Below are 16,308 nucleotides of genomic sequence, written 5' to 3'. Positions count from 1 at the left end.
TACTTGTTTTCGAGGCAGCTGACGCATGGGCACTCGCCCTCATGTCGTGCGCGAATCTGTCCTTCAACCAGCGTCGCGAACCCTGGTCAAAGCCACCGAAAGCTTGTCCTGCGCGTCACGATATTCGGCGAGCTTTTCGCGCTCGGCCTCGACGATCTCGGCCGGCGCACTGGCAACGAACCGTTCGTTGGACAGCTTCTTGTGCAGGCGCGCGATTTCCTCGGTGACCTTGGCCAGCTCCTTCTGCAGCCGCGCGGCCTCGGCCGCGAGATCGATCAAGCTGCCAAGCGGCAAGCAGATCGTCGCCTCGTTGAGCACGATCTGCGCCGCGCCCTTGGGCGCTGCATCGGCGAGCGAGATGTCACCGACGCGCGCCAGCCGCTTGATCGCCGAGTCCTCGCGAACCAGCCGCTCACGCGTGAGATCGTTGGCGCCGACCACGACGAGTGGTGCGATCGCCGCCGGCGGCACATTCATTTCCGAGCGCACCGAGCGGATGCCGGAGACGAGGTCGACCAGCCAATTGATGTCGGCGGCGGCATCCGCGTCCTCGAAATCCGGCGCCGGCCAGGCGGCGTGGCAAAGCAGCGACTCGCGCTCCTTGCCCTCGCCCGCCGTCTGCGCCCACAGCTCTTCCGTCATGAACGGCATCATCGGATGCAAGAGCTTGTAAATCTCGTCGAGCACGAAGGCGACGCAGGCGCGGCTCTCGGCCTTGGCCGCCTCGTCCGTGCCCATGAAAACCGGTTTCAGCAGCTCGAGATACCAGTCGCAGAACAGGTTCCAGACGAAGCGATAGGCCGCCCCGGCCGCTTCATTGAAGCGGTACGAAGTGATGCCGTCCGTGACCTCGCGCGCCGCGCGTGTCAATTCGGTCAGGATCCAGCGGTTGACCGCCAGCTTGGCATCGTTCAGCCAGAAATCGTCATTGCGGGCGACTTCATTCATCTCGGCGAAGCGCGTCGCGTTCCACAGCTTGGTGCCGAAATTGCGATAGCCGGCGATGCGCGCCGGATCGAGCTTCACGTCGCGCCCTTGCGCCGCCATCACCGCCAGCGTGAAACGCAGCGCGTCGGCGCCGTACTCGTCGATGAGGTCGAGCGGGTCGATGACGTTGCCTTTCGACTTCGACATCTTGGCGCCGTTCTTGTCGCGAACCAGCGCATGCATGTAGACGGTGTGGAACGGCTCCTTGTCCATGAAGTGCAAGCCCATCATCATCATCCGGGCGACCCAGAAGAAGATGAGGTCGAATCCAGTCACCAGCACATCGGTCGGATAGTAGGTCTTCAGCTCCGGCGTCTGGTCAGGCCAGCCCAGTGTCGAGAATGGCCACAGTGCCGAGGAGAACCATGTGTCGAGCACATCCTCGTCTCGCGTCAGGATCTCGCCCGGCTTGAAGTTTTCCAGCTTGTCCTCGACCCAGGCCTTCCATGGCCCTTCGAGCGCCAGATAATATTCGATCGCGGCACCCAGCGCCTCTTCCTCGGTCTTTTCAACGAAGACACGTCCGTCCGGTCCGTACCAGGCAGGAATCTGATGGCCCCACCACAATTGGCGCGAAATGCACCAGGGTTCGATATTCTCCATCCACTGGAAATAGGTCTTGTCCCAGCTGCTGGGGATGATCTTCGTACGGCCTTCGCGCACCGAGGCTATCGCCGGCTTGGCGAGCTCCGCCGCGTTGGCGTACCACTGTTCGGTCAGGAAGGGTTCGATCGGCACGCCGCCGCGGTCGCCATGCGGCACGGCGTGACGATGCGGCTCAATCTTGTCGAGGAAGCCGCCGGCTTCCATCAATTCGACGATCTTCTTGCGCGCGACGAAACGATCAAGCCCGTCGAGCTCATCCCACACCGCCTGGCGCTCGGGCGTCACATCGATGCCGGCGAGGAAGTCCTCATTGTCCTTCAACTTGATGGCGGCCTCGACGGTCAGAATGTTGATCGCCGGCAATTTGTGGCGCTTGCCGACCTCGAAGTCGTTGAAATCATGCGCCGGCGTGATCTTGACCGCGCCCGAACCCTTTTCGGGATCGGAATACTCGTCCGCCACGACAGGGATCTTCCTGCCGACGATCGGCAGGACCACGTTCTTGCCGACCAGATGCCGGTATCGTTCGTCGTCCGGATGCACCGCGACAGCCGTGTCGCCCAGCATTGTCTCGGGGCGAGTCGTCGCCACGACGATGAAAGTCCTCGGATTTTCCGGATCAAAGGTCTCGCCCTCGATCGGGTAGCGGAAGTGCCAGAGATTACCATTGACCTCCTGCTGCTCGACCTCGAGATCGGAGATAGCGGTCAGCAGTTTCGGGTCCCAGTTCACAAGGCGCTTGTCCTTGTAGATCAGGCCTTCCTTGTAGAGGGTGACGAAGACTTCGAGCACGGCCTTGGACAGGCCCTCGTCCATGGTGAAGCGCTCTCTGCTCCAGTCGGCCGAGGCGCCGAGCCGCTTCAATTGGTTGAAGATGGCGCCGCCCGATTCGGCCTTCCATTCCCACACCTTCTCGATGAATTCCTCTCGCGTCAGGTCGCGGCGATGGATCTGCTTTTCCATCAGCTGGCGCTCGACCACCATCTGCGTGGCGATGCCGGCATGGTCCATGCCCGGTTGCCACAGCACATTCTTGCCGCGCATGCGTTCGAAGCGGATCAATATATCCTGCAGCGTGTTGTTGAGCGCATGGCCCATATGCAGCGAGCCGGTCACGTTGGGCGGCGGGATGACGATGGTGAAGGCCTCGGCCCCCTCTTCCGCCCCGGCACCGGCGCGAAACGCGTCCGCCTCTTCCCACACTTTGGCGATCTTCGGCTCGACGGTCTTTGCGTCGTAGGTCTTTTCAAGCATGGGAAATGGTCCGCGCTGTCGGGATTTTTGCTGGTTCGGTGTAAATCGGAAGGTCCTGGCCAAGTCAACCGCAAGGGCCGCTTCGGTTCATGAGAAGCAGATAGGCGTGGCGGTGTTCATTTCAACGGGAGCCATGCCGCGCGGCGCCCGCGCCTTGACCCGCGGCCGTCCAGGCAATACCTTGTAGATGCTGCTGTAGGGCGCATCGGCTTCCGGCCGGAGGGGCATTGCCCGCCTACGCCACCTTAACCCCGCAATGCGCCCATGCCGACACTCGAACATCACAAGAAACAGGCCAAGCTCTATCTCAAATGGCACCGCGAACGGTATTATCCCGTCGCCGCTGTGATTGGATGGCTTTTGCCGCGTTTTCGCCATTTCAGCGACAGCCAAATCCTCGATCACGACTTCAAGTTGGCCGATGCCCAGGAACTCGTCGCCAGGAAGTCAGGTTTCGAGAGCTGGCAGGCGCTGAAGGAAGGCCTTCAAACCGTGACCGATCATGCAGCAACAGACGCCGTAAAGCCGTATCTCGCCTTTGCCGAGCCACAGCTCTTTGTCCGCGACATCGCAGCGGCCTGTAATTTCTACCGGGAAAAGCTCGGCTTCGAGACGCGCTTCACCTATGGCGAGCCGCCCTTCTACGCCCAAATCATCCGCGATGGCGCACGGCTCAACCTGCGCCATGTCGACAAGCCTCCACTCGCCGCCAGTTCGACCGATGACCTCCTGGCGGCGACGATCGTTGTCGACAACATCAAGGCTCTGTTTCTGGAATACCAGGCGGCCACGGCCCCGTTCCACCAGACATTGCGGACCGAACCCTGGGGCGCCCGCACGTTCATCGTCAGGGATCCCGACGGCAACCTCATCTGCTTCGCGACCAGCGCGGGCTGACCTGATCGACAAAAACGCCGCCTCATGGGCGGCGTTTCCAGAGTGATCGTTGGAGGAGACTACTGCGCGCCGCGCGCGACTCGCTCGATTTCTTCGCGCACCAGGCGCTCGACCAGCGTCGGCAGATTGTTGTCCAGCCAGTCCTGCAGCATCGGCCGCAGCATCTCCTCGGCCATCTCGTCGAACGTTTTCTTGCTGCGGCTGGCAAAGGCATCGGACAGCTCGCCAAAGGCCGCGGCGACCTGCCGGCCCGTATGTTCGGAAAGAATTGCCGGACGAGCCGAAGGCGCTTCATTTGCCGCAGCATATGCCTGGGCGGTGCCGGCCGAAGCGTCGCTCGAAGAAGGCCGTCCGAACGCACCCTCCACCACCGGTTCGCTCGCCGGGGCTTCGGGCTGGGCAACCGGCTTGCGGATGCTCCTGTCCGGCATCGCCTTCGCCTGCTCTCCAACCGCGGCGATCTCGCGCCGCCAATCGGCAACGATGGTATCGCTTGTCGCGCTGGCCTCTGGGGCCGGTGGCGCGTCGATCCTGGCGGCAGGCGCCGGCTCGGCGACCCTTGCACTGACCTCTGCAAGTGTCATCGACGGCCTGACCAGCACAGGATCGGCGCGCGTCTGCGATTCCATGCGCGCGATCACCGGCTCGGGCGACGGCGCTTGGACTTCCGCCAGAGCGACCGGCTTCCTGACTTCGGGGGCAGCATTGAGTTCGGCGCGAAACGCATCGACGTCCGCCGCCGGAGCTTCGCTCGGCGAAGGCTCCAGATCCTGCCGCAGCTCATCGGCCTCGCCGGGCTGCTTGCGGCCGTTATCGCTATCCTCGATGATCCTCCTGATGGAAGCCAGTATCTCTTCCATGGAGGGTTCGCGCTGTGCGCTGCTTGCCGTTGCCATCGTCACTTCCGCCGCCCTGGTGACCCTGCAGACTTCCACTCCGGCAAAGCCGGATTCGAATCATGGCGACAGCGTAACCGACGGATCGCCGAACGAGAATCCCCAATCTGGGGACACGTGGGATTTCAACAGATTAGAGCGTGAAGCCGAAAAAAGCTGGACGGGTTTTAAAAAATCCCGTCCTGGCAGAAAGCGAGAATTCCAGCCGATGGCCTTAGCGGCCATCCGGCGTCCGCACGCCGATCCACTTGTCCTTGACGGCGTTGTAGTGCTCTTCGGGCTTGTACTTGGTCACCGGCAAGCCGAGCCGGTCGACCGACAGGCGGCCCATCGCCGACAGGATGGCATAGCTTGCCACGACCACATCGTGTTCGGAATTGGCCTGGTTGATCTTGGCGGTGATGACGGCGGCCTGCGCGTTGAGCACGTCGAGCGTGGTGCGTTGGCCGACATTGCGCTCCTCGATAACGCCGTTCAGCGCCAGTTGCGCGGCATCGATCACCTGCTTGTTGGCAGAGACGCTCTGTTGGGCGGCGGTGTATTGCGACCATGCGGTGGCAACGGCCTGGCGCACCTGGTCACGGCTGACATCGACCTGGATGCGGGCCTCGCCAAGCGATTCCTTGTTCTGCCGCACCACCGCCGATGTCCGCCCGCCAGAATAGATCGGAATGGTCAGCGTCGCGCCGATATTGGCCGACGTCGAATTGCCGTTCGTTCCGACGTTCGGATTGCGATTGAGATAGTCATCCGAGATGCCGGCCGATGCGGAAAGCTGCGGCAACAGCGCGCCTTCCGCCGACTTCACCGAAAACGCGGCCGCGTCGACCAGATGCTGGGTCGCGAGAATGGCCGGATGTTCGGCCGAACCAATGGCAATCGCCGAATTGAGGCTCGCCGGCAACAGTTTCCCCAATGGCGAAGCGGGCTTGAGCTTGCCCGGCTCGTCGCCGACCACCTGGTGATAGGTTGCAGCGCTGGCCAACGCCTGCGCACGGGCGGCACTGAGCGAGGCCACCGCCGAGGCGCGCGACGCGTCGGCCTGGGCGACATCGGTGCGCGTGCCCTCGCCAACCTCGAAACGCGAGCGCGCGGCGCGCGCCTGCTCGGTCAGGAACTGCAGGTTCTGTTCGGTCAGCACGGCGATCTGCCGATCGCGGATCACATCCATATAGGCCGTGGCCGCACTGAACAGCGTGTTCTCTTCGGTATTGCGCAGGCTCTCCACCGACGCCTTCACCTGGGATTCCGCGGCCGCCACGTTGTTCCTGGTCTGAAAGCCGTCGAACAGGGTCTGGTTGATGGTGATGCCGACGCTGGCCGACGACGTCTTGCTGTTGGCGCCGCTGGCGCGCGTGTTCACATAATTGGCGTCGGCGGATCCGGCGATGGTTGGGCGCCAGCCGGACTTGGCGATGGCCACGCCTTCATCGGTGACGCGCACGCCGGCACGGGACGCATTCAGCGAGGAATTATTCTGATAGGCCTTGGCGAGCGCGCCGGTGATGGTTTCCGCGGAGGCGGTCAGTGGAGACAGCGCGGTCGCGGAAACAAGGACAGCGGCAAAAAGGGTCTTGGATACAGACGGCACGGGTATATCCCTCATTCGTTTTCCATGGGAACCGCGCCGCGCCAGCTTCTCACAGGAGTAGCCGGAGTGACGTGTTTCGATGTTCCCTGTCGCTCGGTCCCAAAGTGCCCCCAGTCCGGGATCAGCAACGATTGTTCAAATGCAAGCGACCATGACAAAGCCTTTGCTGCAAGGCCAAACCATTCAGAATTCGAAAGCATGCTCACGTTCGAATCCGGGTAGTGGCTTAATTGCCGCATTAAATGCCCGTCTCCCGGTTACAACCCCCCCAGCCTTGAAAAAAAGTCGCGCCACGCCGGAATTGCCCTGCCCTTCGACCGCGACGAGTCGGCCACCATCGGCGAGTTGATCAAGCAGCGGCGCCGGCACTTTCTCGACGCTGCCGCCGATGAAGATGACGTCATAGGGTGCCTTGGCCGCATGACCTTGCGCAAGCGCGCCCTGGACCACGGTCACATTGCCGCAGCCCAGGCCGGAAAGGGTCGACTCCGCCATTTGCGCCAGTACCGAATCGCTTTCGAGCGCAACGACGGATCTCGCCAGCCGCGACAGGATGGCCGAGGCATAGCCGCTGCCGCTGCCGACATCGAGCGCCGAATCGGTCGGGTTGATCTCGGCCAGTTGCATCAGCTTGGCCAGCGGTGATGCTTCCATGAGATAGCGCGCGCCATCGGCGCCGCCGCCGATGCGGATGTCCTCATCGATATAGGCGAGATCGCGCTGTCGGTCGCCGACGAAGAGCTCGCGCGGCACGGAAAGCAAGGCTTCCAGTAACGGGGCGCTGGTCACGTCGGTGGTGCGAACCTGACCGTCGACCATCTTGACGCGAAGCTCGGAGAAATCAGCGCTCATGTTCCAACCAATCCGCTTGCCGCGTCGAAAACGCGGCTCATTTCGACTGGAACTTCAGGCCCCGGCGCTTGCGCGCGGGAGCCTGGGGCATTGGAGGCCTCGCCCGGAATCGAACCGGGGTGCAAGGATTTGCAGTCCTCTGCGTAACCACTCCGCCACGAGGCCTCATTGCTCCCGGCGTTCCACCTGGTTCCAATAGGTTGCGGCGAAAATGGCGTCAAGCGGCCTCCATGCATTCCTCGCGGTTTCCTCTGAATGAATCCTTACCCCCACATCGGGCGTCGCGGCCACGGTGATCACGACGCATATTAGCACGGCATTAGGTATAACAGCAGATCAAGCGAAACTCCACGCCCCAGGCCGCAGTTGAGAAACGGGAGGACTGCTCCATGCTGCCTGCAAGCCCGAACAACGCCCCGAACAACAACGCAATGAACGCCTGGGACGGCTTGTCGCGATCGGCATGCGAGGAGTTGCTGCGGCACGCCATCGACTGCCTTGCGATAGACGGCGCCGCCAAGCTTTCGCCGCGTGACCGAGCGCGCCTCGCCTCGGCTGCCGCCATTCTCAGGGAAATCCGCGAGGATCTTGAAAGAAGTGCGGACCGACAAGCGGATTCGCGAAAATCCGAAACCCGAACAAGGGCATGACGCGCCGGCAGGTCGGCCCGGTCAAGGACGCGGCTTGGTGGCCGTCGTTCAGTCCGGACGCCGCCGCCGCTCCCACCACACGACGAGGCGACGGCGATGGCGCCGCACCATGGCGAATTCATAAGAAAGCACCAGCAGCCCGATCGGAACCATCCAGAAGCCAAGAATCGGCAGAAACCCGAGAATGCCGCCCATGGTCAAAAGAATACCGATCGTGATTCTGAGGCCCCGCGACTGCGGCATGGTGAACTCGCGCCCGAAAATCGAGATCTTTCGTGCCGGTATCCGGTTTTCGTCTGCTGCCGTCATCGCGAATGGCTGCCCATCTGGTGGCTCGATAATGTCAGTTTACGAAAGCCGCGACCGCCCTATCGGTTCCGCGCCCGTCGCCAAGACGGCTAATATGAGGGCGGGCATCGCCGATTGCGAGAAACCGCCGCGCGAAAAAGTCTCGGAAAAATACGAAATGCTTCTTTGCAAAGCCGAAAGGGGTTTGCTATAGGCTGCGCCACTTGCTGAAAGAGCCTCCGTTCCCCGGTAGCTCAGTGGTAGAGCAACCGGCTGTTAACCGGTTGGTCGCTGGTTCGAATCCGGCCCGGGGAGCCAATCATTTCCATGCACTTATGATATGTTAGAGCGCACTCAACAGTGCCAAGCTCTGCCTTGTGCAATGTTCGGGGCAACAATCCAGTGCCGGCGCGAGAGAATCGACCAGTTTTCAGGGTGCTCACCGTACCCGAACGTCGGGCGTCTCACTCTACAACGACACCAAGCACTGCCGCCTTCTTCAAGATCAGAGCTTTCAAATCCGCGTCGGAACGTTCCGTTCCCGTCCTTTGGCGAAGCAATTCGATAAATTCGGCCATGGATTGGAAGTCATCTTCACCCAGCATCGCCTCGACCACCATGGCCACGTCGACTGTGTCAGGTCCAACCGCTGTTTTCATTTGCCACCTCCGCGCAAGGTCGCATTAGCGATCAGTAAACTTCGCCCCCCCGCTTCCGTTCCCATCGGGGCGATGTGACGCCTTGCATTTTAGCCAAATCAGATGTGGGAGATGGTCATGGAATTCCGAGCGGGGGCTCATGACCACAGACCTGTTTCTCGCCGCTGTCGCGGCATTCGCGATTCTCGTCCCGCTCTACTTCATCCTCAAATGATGTGTTGATGCACGCTGGCAAAGCCATCAGGCGCGTCGAGATAGAGAGCGGCAGCATGTCTGAAGCCGCTGCTGCCTGGGGACCAGTGAAGGACGGGCTAGGCCGGGAGCCTACCGATCAGGACTTCATCCGTGTGACGCACTTTGCCAGTGGAAGGACGAGTTGGTTTAGTCCATCTAAAGTCCGCAGAAGTTGTTTTCTGCCTTTTCTTTCAGTTGTCATGAACCATGACCGCGAATAGGTTGCGCCCAATTTTCCAATTGAGAGACCCCGATTGCTTAGGTCGCTTGCAGAAAGACTGTTCCCGAGATCAGCGCCAGCCGATGCTCTAGCGACTGTAGAACGCCAGCGGATTCCTTCACTGGACGGACTTCGCGGGTGCGCAGTGCTAGTCGTGATGTGCTCTCATTTTGACGGACTTTTCGGCATCACGAAAGGCAATCTCGGTGTCGACATCTTCTTCGTTCTGAGTGGTTTTCTAATCACTTCGCTGCTGCTTCGCGAAATTGCCGACACAGGCACCGTCAGCTTTGCCAATTTCTATGCCCGCCGAGTCCTGCGGTTGGCTCCAGCTCTGCTCGTCTGTGTTTTTGTTTTCGGCGCAATCGATCTCGCATTTGGGATATTCCCCCGCAACATCATCCTGCGATCAATTCCTGCCGCTATCTTTTATGTGAGCAACTGGGTGCGCGCCACAGATCGGTGGAATATGTTTGAGTTCGGGCACACTTGGTCGCTGGCAATAGAAGAGCAGTTCTATCTTATCTGGCCGGTAGCGCTCCTCTTCCTGATTGGTCGCGTCCGGAACTTCACGGCGATTTTTGCCGGTGTGCTGTTTTTGGTTCTGGCAATACAGGTGAACCGCTACATGTTGGTGGCCCGTGGCGCGCCGGAGATGTGGGTCTCTGCAGCATTCCACACTCGCGCGGACGCGATATTTGCCGGAGCGCTGCCCGCCATCATCGTCGCGCACGCCAGAATATCGGAACAGTTGAAGAGGTTGCTTTGGTTGGCGGCGCCCGCTGGCGTCATGGTAATCATTCTTGTGCTGCTGTTGCCTACCGACTACCTCGCCTGGAAGCAGCCGTTTGTTGTTGCGTCGGTCGCCGTCATCGTGCTCCATCTTTCGTCAAATGCAGGCTCGCGCATGCACATAGCAATGTCGGCTGACTGGCTCGTCTACACAGGCAAAATATCTTACGGTCTTTACCTCTACCATTACCCGATCTGGTATTTGACGGTGCACAAGTTCGGAACCGCACTGTCTGTCGGAGAAAAGCAAGCAATCGGTTTATTCATCCTGGCGCCCGTTTCCTATGCCATGGCAGGCATGTCATTCAAGTACATCGAAACTCCCGCCCTGCTGATGAAGGAGCGTTTCCGCAGCAGGGTCACTGCCCTTGCCTAGTTCTTCGCGGCAAGGGCCGCCTGGACGGCCGCAGCTATCAGCGCCTGCGTGTCAGCAAGGCGCACGGCTTCGGCCTCAACGGCTGCGGCGAGCGGCTTGGGCTTCAGCCTCGATAGCAGCCCTGGCTTCCCGAGCAGCATTTGCTCTCACAAACCATGCGGCTAGATTCGCTGCGATGGTCGGGGCTGGGCGATGATGCGAGACAGCCGACGCGACAAAGTCGGCAAGCGCGTCAAACATTTGAAGTTTAGGCAAAACAGGCACGGCTTATCGGTCGCGGTCCGGCTCGCTGCATCGTGACAGCGCGACCATTGCCGCCCCCCTCGCAAGATGCGAATTTGCCGCTCCGATGTTTCGCGAGGATGTCGTCATGCCCATCTGCAAGATTGTGCTCTGCGCGGCAGCGATGATGGTTGCCGCTACAAGCTTCGCCAGCGCCAGGCCGGACACGCGCAAGATGACCTGCGCGCAGACCCAGGCGCTCATCCAGAGCCAGCATGCGGTGGTGCTGAGCACCGGGCCGAACACCTATGACCGCTACATCAGACAATTCGGCGATGAATGCGATGCTCCCTTCATACCGATGGTAGCCTATGTTCCGACCAGCGGCGGTCAATGCATGGTCTATCGGTGCGAACAGCCCTCGCCTCAAGTTTCCGAGTGATCGGCGGATTCGCCTTTGCAATCGCGCATGGATTGACGTTTTCCCCGATCTGGAGGTGTCCATCAGCACCTCACGGCGCTTGCGCTTGGATATCCGTCGCGCGATAGATGCGCCGGTTCAGGGAGGAATCATGCGGAAGATCCTGGCATCGGTGCTGCTGTCCGCAGCCGCACTTTATGCAAATTGTGCTCTCGCACTCGACAGCAGCGGCACGCCCGTCGTGGTGACACCGCTTGCGTCGCGCACGACGACCGCGTCCGGCCAGCCGATCACGCTGCCGCAAAAGAACGTGCAGGTGCTGGTGTCGACCTATGATATCGCGCCGGGTGCGACCTTGCCGGTGCACCGGCACCCCTTCCCGCGTTACGCCTATGTCGAGGCCGGAACGCTGAAGGTCACCAATGTCGAGACCGGCAACAGCAACACCTACAAGACAGGCGATTTCATCATCGAAATGATCGGGCAGTGGCACCAAGCCACCAATGTCGGCGATGGCCCGGTCAAGCTCCTGGTGATCGATCAGGTCGAGGAAGGCGCCAAGAATACGGAATTGCGGCAGTAGCCGCCCATGCCCCGAAAGCGGAAAGCAATCCGCTTTCCCGTTCCGTCGCGGATACCAACCTGCCCCAAGCGCTTCAAAGAGCGCTCAGCCCCAGGCTCCGGCCATCTGTCGAGTGGTCGCGTTCAGCCGATTGAAGGCGTTGATCAAGGCGATCTGGACAACCAAGGCGGCAAGCGCCTTTTCATCATAGTGCCTGGCGGCTTCGTCCCAGACATCGTCCGGCACGGCGTCCGGGCGGTCGGCGAGCCTTGTGCCTGCCTCGGCCAGCGCCAGGGCCGCCCGTTCGGCATCGGTGAAGTACGGCGTCTCGCGCCATGCGGCCAGCGCAAAGATGCGCTCGTCCTTTTCACCGGCTTTTTTCAGTTCGCGCGCGTGCATGTCGACGCAGACGGCGCAATTGTTGATCTGGCTGGCGCGCAGATGAACGAGCTTGCGCGTCACATAAGGCACGTCGGCCGCCTCCGTCGACTTGTCCAGGGCCAGCAGCGCTTGCAGGGCGCCCGGGATGAGCATGACCGGGTTCTTGATTCGAGCTTGCATGGTCTTTCTCCATTGAAGGCGTTTCGCAGGGCATGTTTTGCCGAGCCCGGATGCCGCGCATCCAGCTTCGATTTGATGAAATTTCGGCGGCCGCCGGATCGCCGACGGTCAATCAATAACCCATCAGCTATGGGTTTGATTCATAACTACACGGTTATAGGACTGTCAAGCAGGGAAATGGCGCCTGGTCCAAATGGCTTTGTTTCGTTCACGCTTTCGTGTTGGCCGCCCGGGTGCTAGGGCATTGCGCACCATCATGGACAGGATCGCCCCTTGACCACACAAACCCGCCCGCCGCTGATCGAAATCTGTGTCGAAGGCATCGATGGCCTGCTCGCAGCGCAGGCTGCCGGCGCCGATCGGGTCGAACTGTGCGCCAGCCTGGTCGAAGGCGGCATCACGCCGAGCCTCGGCACCGTGCGCGCGGCGCTGGACCAGGCGACGGTGCCGTTTCATGTCATGGTGCGGCCGCGCGGTGGCGATTTTCTCTACAGCGAGACCGAATACGGCTCGATGCTCGCCGACGTCGCCGCGCTGCGCGATCTCGGTGTGGCCGGCGTGGTGTTCGGCTGCCTGAACGCCGACGGCACCATCGACGAGAAGCGCATGGGCGAGCTGACGCAGGCTGCCGGGTCCCTGAACGTCACCTGCCACCGCGCCTTCGACATGACACGCGATCCCAGCGAGGCGCTGGAGGCGCTGATCCGCTGCAAAGTCGGCCGCGTGCTGACCAGCGGCCAGCGCGACACCGCGATCGAAGGCCTGCCATTGCTGGCCGATCTGGTGCGGCAAGCGGGCGACCGCATAGTCATCCTCGGCTGCGGCGGGCTCGATCTCGGCAACATCGCCGAGGTGCGCAAAAAGACCGGCCTGGCCGAGATGCATTTCGCGGCGCTGAAGGATGTGCCAAGCGCCATGGGTTACCGCAATCCCAAGGTCGGCATGGGCGGCTCCGATCTCGACCGCGAATACCGCAACACATTGACCGACACACCGCTGGTGGCGGCGACAATCGCGGCGGCCAAGGCATGACCTCTCCGATAGATCGCATAGCGCCGGACGACGAAGCGGCCATACTGGCGCTCAACAACGAACATGCAGCGGAACTCTCCTGGCTTGAAGCCGAGCGGCTGTCGTTCCTGCTTGGCGAGGCATTCTACGCGCGGCGCATCGGCGATCTCGAAGCCTTCATCATGACCTTCGACCAGGAAGCCAACTACGACAGCCCGAACTTCGTCTGGTTCCGCGAGCGCTATGAACGCTTCATCTATGTCGACCGCGTCGTCGTGGCGGCGCACGCAAGGGGCCGCGGCCACGCGCGCCGGCTCTATCAGGATCTGTTCGAGCATGCACAGCGCGCCGGCTACACGCTGGTCACCTGCGAGGTCAACATCGACCCGCCCAACCCCGCGTCTGATGCCTTCCACGCCGCTCTCGGTTTCGCCGAAGTCGGCGACGCCGTCATCCATGGCGGCAAGAAAGCCGTGCGCTACTACGTCAGGCGGATCGTCGCCTGATCCGCTAGCGCTGGCCACACAATGAAGCGGCAACTAATATAGCCGTTCCGCCAACCGGAGGAACAGCGATGCCAAGCAACGTCTTCCGCTTCGACGAAAGCTGGCACATTCCCGAAGGCACACCTCGGCAAGTGTGGGACGTGCTCTCCGACGCCGAGTTGCTGCCGCTGTGGTGGGGCGACGTCTACAAGGAAGTCGTGCCGCTCGACGCCAAGGGCAAGGCGTCAGTCGGTTCGCGGGCAAGGGCGCGTGCTCGCGGCGCCCTGCCCTATGAACTGAACTTCATCATCGAAGCCGCCGAACTCGAGCCCGGCCGGCTGGTGGTGGTGAAAACTTTTGGCGATTTCGACGGATTATGGCGGGCCGAACTGTCACCCTCAGGCGCCGGCACCCATGTTCAGCTGACTTGGCAGGTCACGGTCGAGAGGCCCATCCTCAAATTCCTCGCACCGTTGCTGCGGCCGGCCTTCGCATGGAACCATCGCTGGACCACGCCGCGCGGCGAAGCCGGCCTGCGCCGTTATCTGATGGCGAAAAACAGAGCCGCTTGACCGCCAAACCGAAATTCGGCGGCCGGTTGCAGCCACGATGTCCGCCCCGCCGCAACGGCCTTGGCGTACTCACCAGTTGCGGTTGAGCCATTCACGCGCCGGGCGTTCGATGAGGTAGTAGCTGCAGAGCGCGCAGGCGAAGGCGCCGGCCAGCATCAGCCAGGGGTTGCTGCCTTGCTCATAGACGAATTTGTAGAATGGCTGCTGCCACAGATAGAGCGAATATGACCACAGGCCCAATGTCGTCATTGGCCAGGACGACAGCAGACCGGAAAAAATCCGGCTGCTGAAATCGAGCGCGTTGACGGCCAGCGCCAGCAGCGGCGTGGCCAGGAGATAATGGATCGGCGTCGGCACCGCGTCCACGAACAGGAAAACCGCGCCAGCCGCCGCGGCCAGGGCGACATAAGGCCCTTTCAGCACGTCCGGCAGCCTGCCCTCGGCCTTGAGCAGGCAGATAGAGGCCGACAGCAGGATTGATGCGATGTGCACATCGGTGCGCCAGTAAGTGGCCTCGTAGTCCAGTTTGAAGACCCAGTACGACACCGCGCCATTGGCCATGGCGAGCAAGGCCAGCGCCACCAGCAAAGGGAGGACGCGGTTGCGGCTGACGACCGTCGCGCTGATCAGCGCCAGGATGACATAGGCGTGCTCCTCGACACAGAGCGACCAGATATGGTCAAGCGCCCCGGCGCGGGTGACGAGGATTCCCGCGTAATTGTAGGTGAATGTCAGCGCCGTCAGCGCCGCCTTCCATTTGAAGGCGATGAATGTGCCGGACAGCGCGATCATGGCAACGATGACGAAGACCAGGAGCGCCGGATAGATGCGCGAGAAACGGCGCTTGAAGAACTTCTTCAGCGGATACCGTTCGATGAACAGGATCTCGGCCATCAGCCGGCCGCTGAGCACGAAGAAGAACTCGACGCCGAGCACGCCGAGGTTGATTCCGGGAATCGGGAAAAAATGGCCGATCAACACCAGGGCGATCGACAGGCCGCGCCAGCCATCGAGATAGGCCAACCTTGTCCTGGCCGACCTGTCTACGACGGCCCGGGACGGAACCATATGGGTCGCGGAAATTTCGGACATGCCGATCCTTTCGCATTGGCATGCGAAAGGGCACGGCGGTACGTGTTCCGAACCCGGCTCGCATTCCCGCCCCGGCCCATACTGCAGTGCAATATAAATTTGTGCAAGTGCGAGATTGCCGCCGATACGGTTTCCAGACCGGTACGGCCCGAAATTGCTTCAAGCAAAAGGATGTTGCGCTGGGGCTGATTCCATCATCAAGTGGGTCACTACCGGCCACCACGAAAAAGGGGCCGCGATGGCCCCTTTCCGTGAAACCATGAAACTCGTCGTGTCAGGCGTTGGCGGCTGCCACGGCGCGCTTGGCCATGACCGCGATCAGATTTGCGCGATAGTCGGCGGAGGCGTGGATGTCGCTCATCAGGTTCTTGGCCGACACCTTGACGCCCGCGAGCGATGCAGCGTCGAAACTCTTCGCTAGGGCCGCCTCGATTTCCTTCGAGCGAAAGACACCGTCGTCGCCGGCGCCGGTGACGGCAACGCTGACGCCATCCTTGCCCTTGGCCACGAACACGCCGACGATCGCGTAGCGCGAGGCCGGGTTGCGGAATTTTTCGTAAGCGGCCTTTGCCGGAGCGGTGAAGCTGACCGCGGTGATGATCTCGCCGTCCTTCAATGCCGTTTCGAACAGCCCCTTGAAGAACTTGTCGGCTGATATCTCGCGTTTGTTGGTGACAATGGTGGCGCCCAGCGCCAGCAGGGCCGCCGGGTAGTCCGCCGCCGGATCGTTGTTGGCGATCGAGCCGCCGATCGTGCCCTTGTGGCGCACGGCCGGGTCGCCGATCAGCGACGCCAGATGGGCAAGCGCCGGACACGCCTTCCGCAGCTTCTCGTCATTGGCGACATCATAATGGGTCGTGGCGGCACCGATGGTGACCGTCTTGCCCGATACCTTGACGCCATGCAGTTCCTTGATGCGCGAGAGGTCGACGAGATCCGAAGGAGCCGCCAGCCGCGTCTTCATGGCGGGGATCAAGGTCATGCCCCCCGACAAAAGCTTGGCGTCGCCGCTCTTCACAAGCTTGGCGGCTTCAGTGACCGAGGCGGCGCGGTGATAGTTGACCGAGTACATGGTTGTTC

At 61.5% G+C, this 16,308-nt stretch carries 17 protein-coding genes and 2 tRNA genes; 8 read left to right on the top strand and 11 right to left on the bottom strand.

What is annotated here, in order from left to right; genetic code table 11:
* Positions 1 to 63: 63 nt before the first annotated feature.
* Positions 64 to 2,847: a valine--tRNA ligase gene (locus MesoLj_RS19870; protein WP_202321947.1), complete on the bottom strand. Its 2,784-nt coding sequence runs from the start codon at positions 2,845 to 2,847 to the stop codon at positions 64 to 66.
* Positions 2,848 to 3,111: 264 nt separating this feature from the next.
* Here MesoLj_RS19870 and MesoLj_RS19865 point away from each other — a divergent pair, with 264 nt between their 5' ends.
* Positions 3,112 to 3,744 (top strand): bleomycin resistance protein, encoded by a 633-nt coding sequence (locus MesoLj_RS19865; RefSeq protein WP_202321937.1) that lies wholly within the window; start codon positions 3,112 to 3,114, stop codon positions 3,742 to 3,744.
* A 59-nt stretch (positions 3,745 to 3,803) separates the two neighbouring features.
* On the opposite strand, the gene MesoLj_RS19860 is transcribed toward MesoLj_RS19865, so the two are convergent.
* The 5 genes from MesoLj_RS19860 to MesoLj_RS19840 form a co-directional block, all read right to left on the bottom strand.
* Positions 3,804 to 4,640 carry a PopZ family protein gene (locus MesoLj_RS19860; protein WP_140773124.1) on the bottom strand — a complete coding sequence of 279 codons (837 nt, stop codon included), beginning with the start codon at positions 4,638 to 4,640 and terminating at the stop codon, positions 3,804 to 3,806.
* A gap of 214 nt (positions 4,641 to 4,854) precedes the next feature.
* On the bottom strand, positions 4,855 to 6,231 hold the full coding sequence (locus MesoLj_RS19855) for a TolC family outer membrane protein (RefSeq protein ID WP_140773931.1): 1,377 nt from the start codon (positions 6,229 to 6,231) through the stop codon (positions 4,855 to 4,857).
* A gap of 183 nt (positions 6,232 to 6,414) precedes the next feature.
* Positions 6,415 to 7,083 carry a protein-L-isoaspartate O-methyltransferase family protein gene (locus tag MesoLj_RS19850; protein ID WP_140773122.1) on the bottom strand — a complete coding sequence of 223 codons (669 nt, stop codon included), beginning with the start codon at positions 7,081 to 7,083 and terminating at the stop codon, positions 6,415 to 6,417.
* A 91-nt stretch (positions 7,084 to 7,174) separates the two neighbouring features.
* A tRNA-Cys gene (locus MesoLj_RS19845) sits at positions 7,175 to 7,248 on the bottom strand.
* A gap of 533 nt (positions 7,249 to 7,781) precedes the next feature.
* Complete coding sequence (locus tag MesoLj_RS19840; protein ID WP_202321935.1) at positions 7,782 to 8,042, bottom strand: hypothetical protein; 261 nt, start codon at positions 8,040 to 8,042, stop codon at positions 7,782 to 7,784.
* Between the two features lie 222 nt (positions 8,043 to 8,264).
* On the opposite strand from MesoLj_RS19840, the gene MesoLj_RS19835 reads away from it, so the two are divergent.
* Positions 8,265 to 8,339: transfer RNA gene (locus MesoLj_RS19835), tRNA-Asn, on the top strand.
* Positions 8,340 to 8,485: 146 nt separating this feature from the next.
* Here the strand turns inward: MesoLj_RS19835 and MesoLj_RS19830 are convergent.
* Positions 8,486 to 8,680 carry a hypothetical protein gene (locus MesoLj_RS19830; RefSeq protein WP_202321933.1) on the bottom strand — a complete coding sequence of 65 codons (195 nt, stop codon included), beginning with the start codon at positions 8,678 to 8,680 and terminating at the stop codon, positions 8,486 to 8,488.
* Positions 8,681 to 9,279: 599 nt separating this feature from the next.
* Between MesoLj_RS19830 and MesoLj_RS19825 the strand changes: the two genes are divergently transcribed.
* Complete coding sequence (locus MesoLj_RS19825) at positions 9,280 to 10,302, top strand: acyltransferase family protein (protein ID WP_202321931.1); 1,023 nt, start codon at positions 9,280 to 9,282, stop codon at positions 10,300 to 10,302.
* On the opposite strand, the gene MesoLj_RS19820 is transcribed toward MesoLj_RS19825, so the two are convergent.
* A complete protein-coding gene (locus MesoLj_RS19820) occupies positions 10,299 to 10,442 on the bottom strand; it encodes a hypothetical protein (RefSeq protein ID WP_202321929.1) in 144 nt (47 codons plus the stop codon). The two genes, MesoLj_RS19825 and MesoLj_RS19820, sit on opposite strands and share 4 nt — an antisense overlap.
* A gap of 230 nt (positions 10,443 to 10,672) precedes the next feature.
* Here MesoLj_RS19820 and MesoLj_RS19815 point away from each other — a divergent pair, with 230 nt between their 5' ends.
* Together MesoLj_RS19815 and MesoLj_RS19810 are read left to right on the top strand one after the other, a co-directional pair.
* Positions 10,673 to 10,966, top strand: a complete 294-nt coding sequence (locus MesoLj_RS19815; protein WP_140773116.1) for a hypothetical protein — start codon at positions 10,673 to 10,675, stop codon at positions 10,964 to 10,966.
* A gap of 130 nt (positions 10,967 to 11,096) precedes the next feature.
* A complete protein-coding gene (locus MesoLj_RS19810; protein ID WP_202321927.1) occupies positions 11,097 to 11,528 on the top strand; it encodes a cupin domain-containing protein in 432 nt (143 codons plus the stop codon).
* A gap of 84 nt (positions 11,529 to 11,612) precedes the next feature.
* Here MesoLj_RS19810 and MesoLj_RS19805 read toward each other — a convergent pair whose 3' ends face one another.
* Positions 11,613 to 12,068 carry a carboxymuconolactone decarboxylase family protein gene (locus MesoLj_RS19805; RefSeq protein ID WP_202321925.1) on the bottom strand — a complete coding sequence of 152 codons (456 nt, stop codon included), beginning with the start codon at positions 12,066 to 12,068 and terminating at the stop codon, positions 11,613 to 11,615.
* Between the two features lie 273 nt (positions 12,069 to 12,341).
* Here MesoLj_RS19805 and MesoLj_RS19800 point away from each other — a divergent pair, with 273 nt between their 5' ends.
* From MesoLj_RS19800 to MesoLj_RS19790, 3 genes are all read left to right on the top strand, one after another.
* The gene (locus MesoLj_RS19800; RefSeq protein WP_202321923.1) at positions 12,342 to 13,100 is read left to right on the top strand and encodes a copper homeostasis protein CutC; all 759 of its coding nucleotides are present in this window, start codon (positions 12,342 to 12,344) and stop codon (positions 13,098 to 13,100) included.
* Positions 13,097 to 13,585 carry a GNAT family N-acetyltransferase gene (locus MesoLj_RS19795; RefSeq protein WP_202321921.1) on the top strand — a complete coding sequence of 163 codons (489 nt, stop codon included), beginning with the start codon at positions 13,097 to 13,099 and terminating at the stop codon, positions 13,583 to 13,585. Before MesoLj_RS19800 ends, MesoLj_RS19795 begins: the two co-directional genes overlap by 4 nt.
* Positions 13,586 to 13,653: 68 nt before the next feature.
* Positions 13,654 to 14,136, top strand: a complete 483-nt coding sequence (locus MesoLj_RS19790; protein ID WP_202321918.1) for an SRPBCC family protein — start codon at positions 13,654 to 13,656, stop codon at positions 14,134 to 14,136.
* A gap of 69 nt (positions 14,137 to 14,205) precedes the next feature.
* Here the strand turns inward: MesoLj_RS19790 and MesoLj_RS19785 are convergent, their stop codons facing one another.
* Both MesoLj_RS19785 and MesoLj_RS19780 read right to left on the bottom strand, forming a co-directional pair.
* On the bottom strand, positions 14,206 to 15,228 hold the full coding sequence (locus MesoLj_RS19785; RefSeq protein ID WP_202321916.1) for an acyltransferase family protein: 1,023 nt from the start codon (positions 15,226 to 15,228) through the stop codon (positions 14,206 to 14,208).
* A gap of 274 nt (positions 15,229 to 15,502) precedes the next feature.
* Positions 15,503 to 16,300, bottom strand: a complete 798-nt coding sequence (locus MesoLj_RS19780; RefSeq protein WP_202321913.1) for an FAD binding domain-containing protein — start codon at positions 16,298 to 16,300, stop codon at positions 15,503 to 15,505.
* Between the last annotated feature and the right edge of the window lie 8 nt (positions 16,301 to 16,308).

The sequence above is a fragment of the Mesorhizobium sp. 113-3-9 genome (genome assembly GCF_016756515.1).
GTDB lineage: Bacteria > Pseudomonadota > Alphaproteobacteria > Rhizobiales > Rhizobiaceae > Mesorhizobium.
Note: the sequence above shows the minus strand (reverse complement) of the source record. Positions and strands in the feature narration are given on the sequence as shown.

Bases quoted from the DNA above. Each gene is read 5' to 3' on its own strand.
- MesoLj_RS19840 (WP_202321935.1), bottom strand. From the start codon at position 8,042: ATGACGGCAGCAGACGAAAACCGGATACCGGCACGAAAGATCTCGATT.
- MesoLj_RS19785 (WP_202321916.1), bottom strand. From the start codon at position 15,228: ATGTCCGAAATTTCCGCGACCCATATGGTTCCGTCCCGGGCCGTCGTA.
- MesoLj_RS19850 (WP_140773122.1), bottom strand. From the start codon at position 7,083: ATGAGCGCTGATTTCTCCGAGCTTCGCGTCAAGATGGTCGACGGTCAG.
- MesoLj_RS19790 (WP_202321918.1), top strand. From the start codon at position 13,654: ATGCCAAGCAACGTCTTCCGCTTCGACGAAAGCTGGCACATTCCCGAA.
- MesoLj_RS19870 (WP_202321947.1), bottom strand. From the start codon at position 2,847: ATGCTTGAAAAGACCTACGACGCAAAGACCGTCGAGCCGAAGATCGCC.
- MesoLj_RS19815 (WP_140773116.1), top strand. From the start codon at position 10,673: ATGCCCATCTGCAAGATTGTGCTCTGCGCGGCAGCGATGATGGTTGCC.
- MesoLj_RS19865 (WP_202321937.1), top strand. From the start codon at position 3,112: ATGCCGACACTCGAACATCACAAGAAACAGGCCAAGCTCTATCTCAAA.
- MesoLj_RS19820 (WP_202321929.1), bottom strand. From the start codon at position 10,442: ATGCTGCTCGGGAAGCCAGGGCTGCTATCGAGGCTGAAGCCCAAGCCG.
- MesoLj_RS19805 (WP_202321925.1), bottom strand. From the start codon at position 12,068: ATGCAAGCTCGAATCAAGAACCCGGTCATGCTCATCCCGGGCGCCCTG.
- MesoLj_RS19795 (WP_202321921.1), top strand. From the start codon at position 13,097: ATGACCTCTCCGATAGATCGCATAGCGCCGGACGACGAAGCGGCCATA.
- MesoLj_RS19810 (WP_202321927.1), top strand. From the start codon at position 11,097: ATGCGGAAGATCCTGGCATCGGTGCTGCTGTCCGCAGCCGCACTTTAT.
- MesoLj_RS19830 (WP_202321933.1), bottom strand. From the start codon at position 8,680: ATGAAAACAGCGGTTGGACCTGACACAGTCGACGTGGCCATGGTGGTC.
- MesoLj_RS19860 (WP_140773124.1), bottom strand. From the start codon at position 4,640: ATGGCAACGGCAAGCAGCGCACAGCGCGAACCCTCCATGGAAGAGATA.
- MesoLj_RS19780 (WP_202321913.1), bottom strand. From the start codon at position 16,300: ATGTACTCGGTCAACTATCACCGCGCCGCCTCGGTCACTGAAGCCGCC.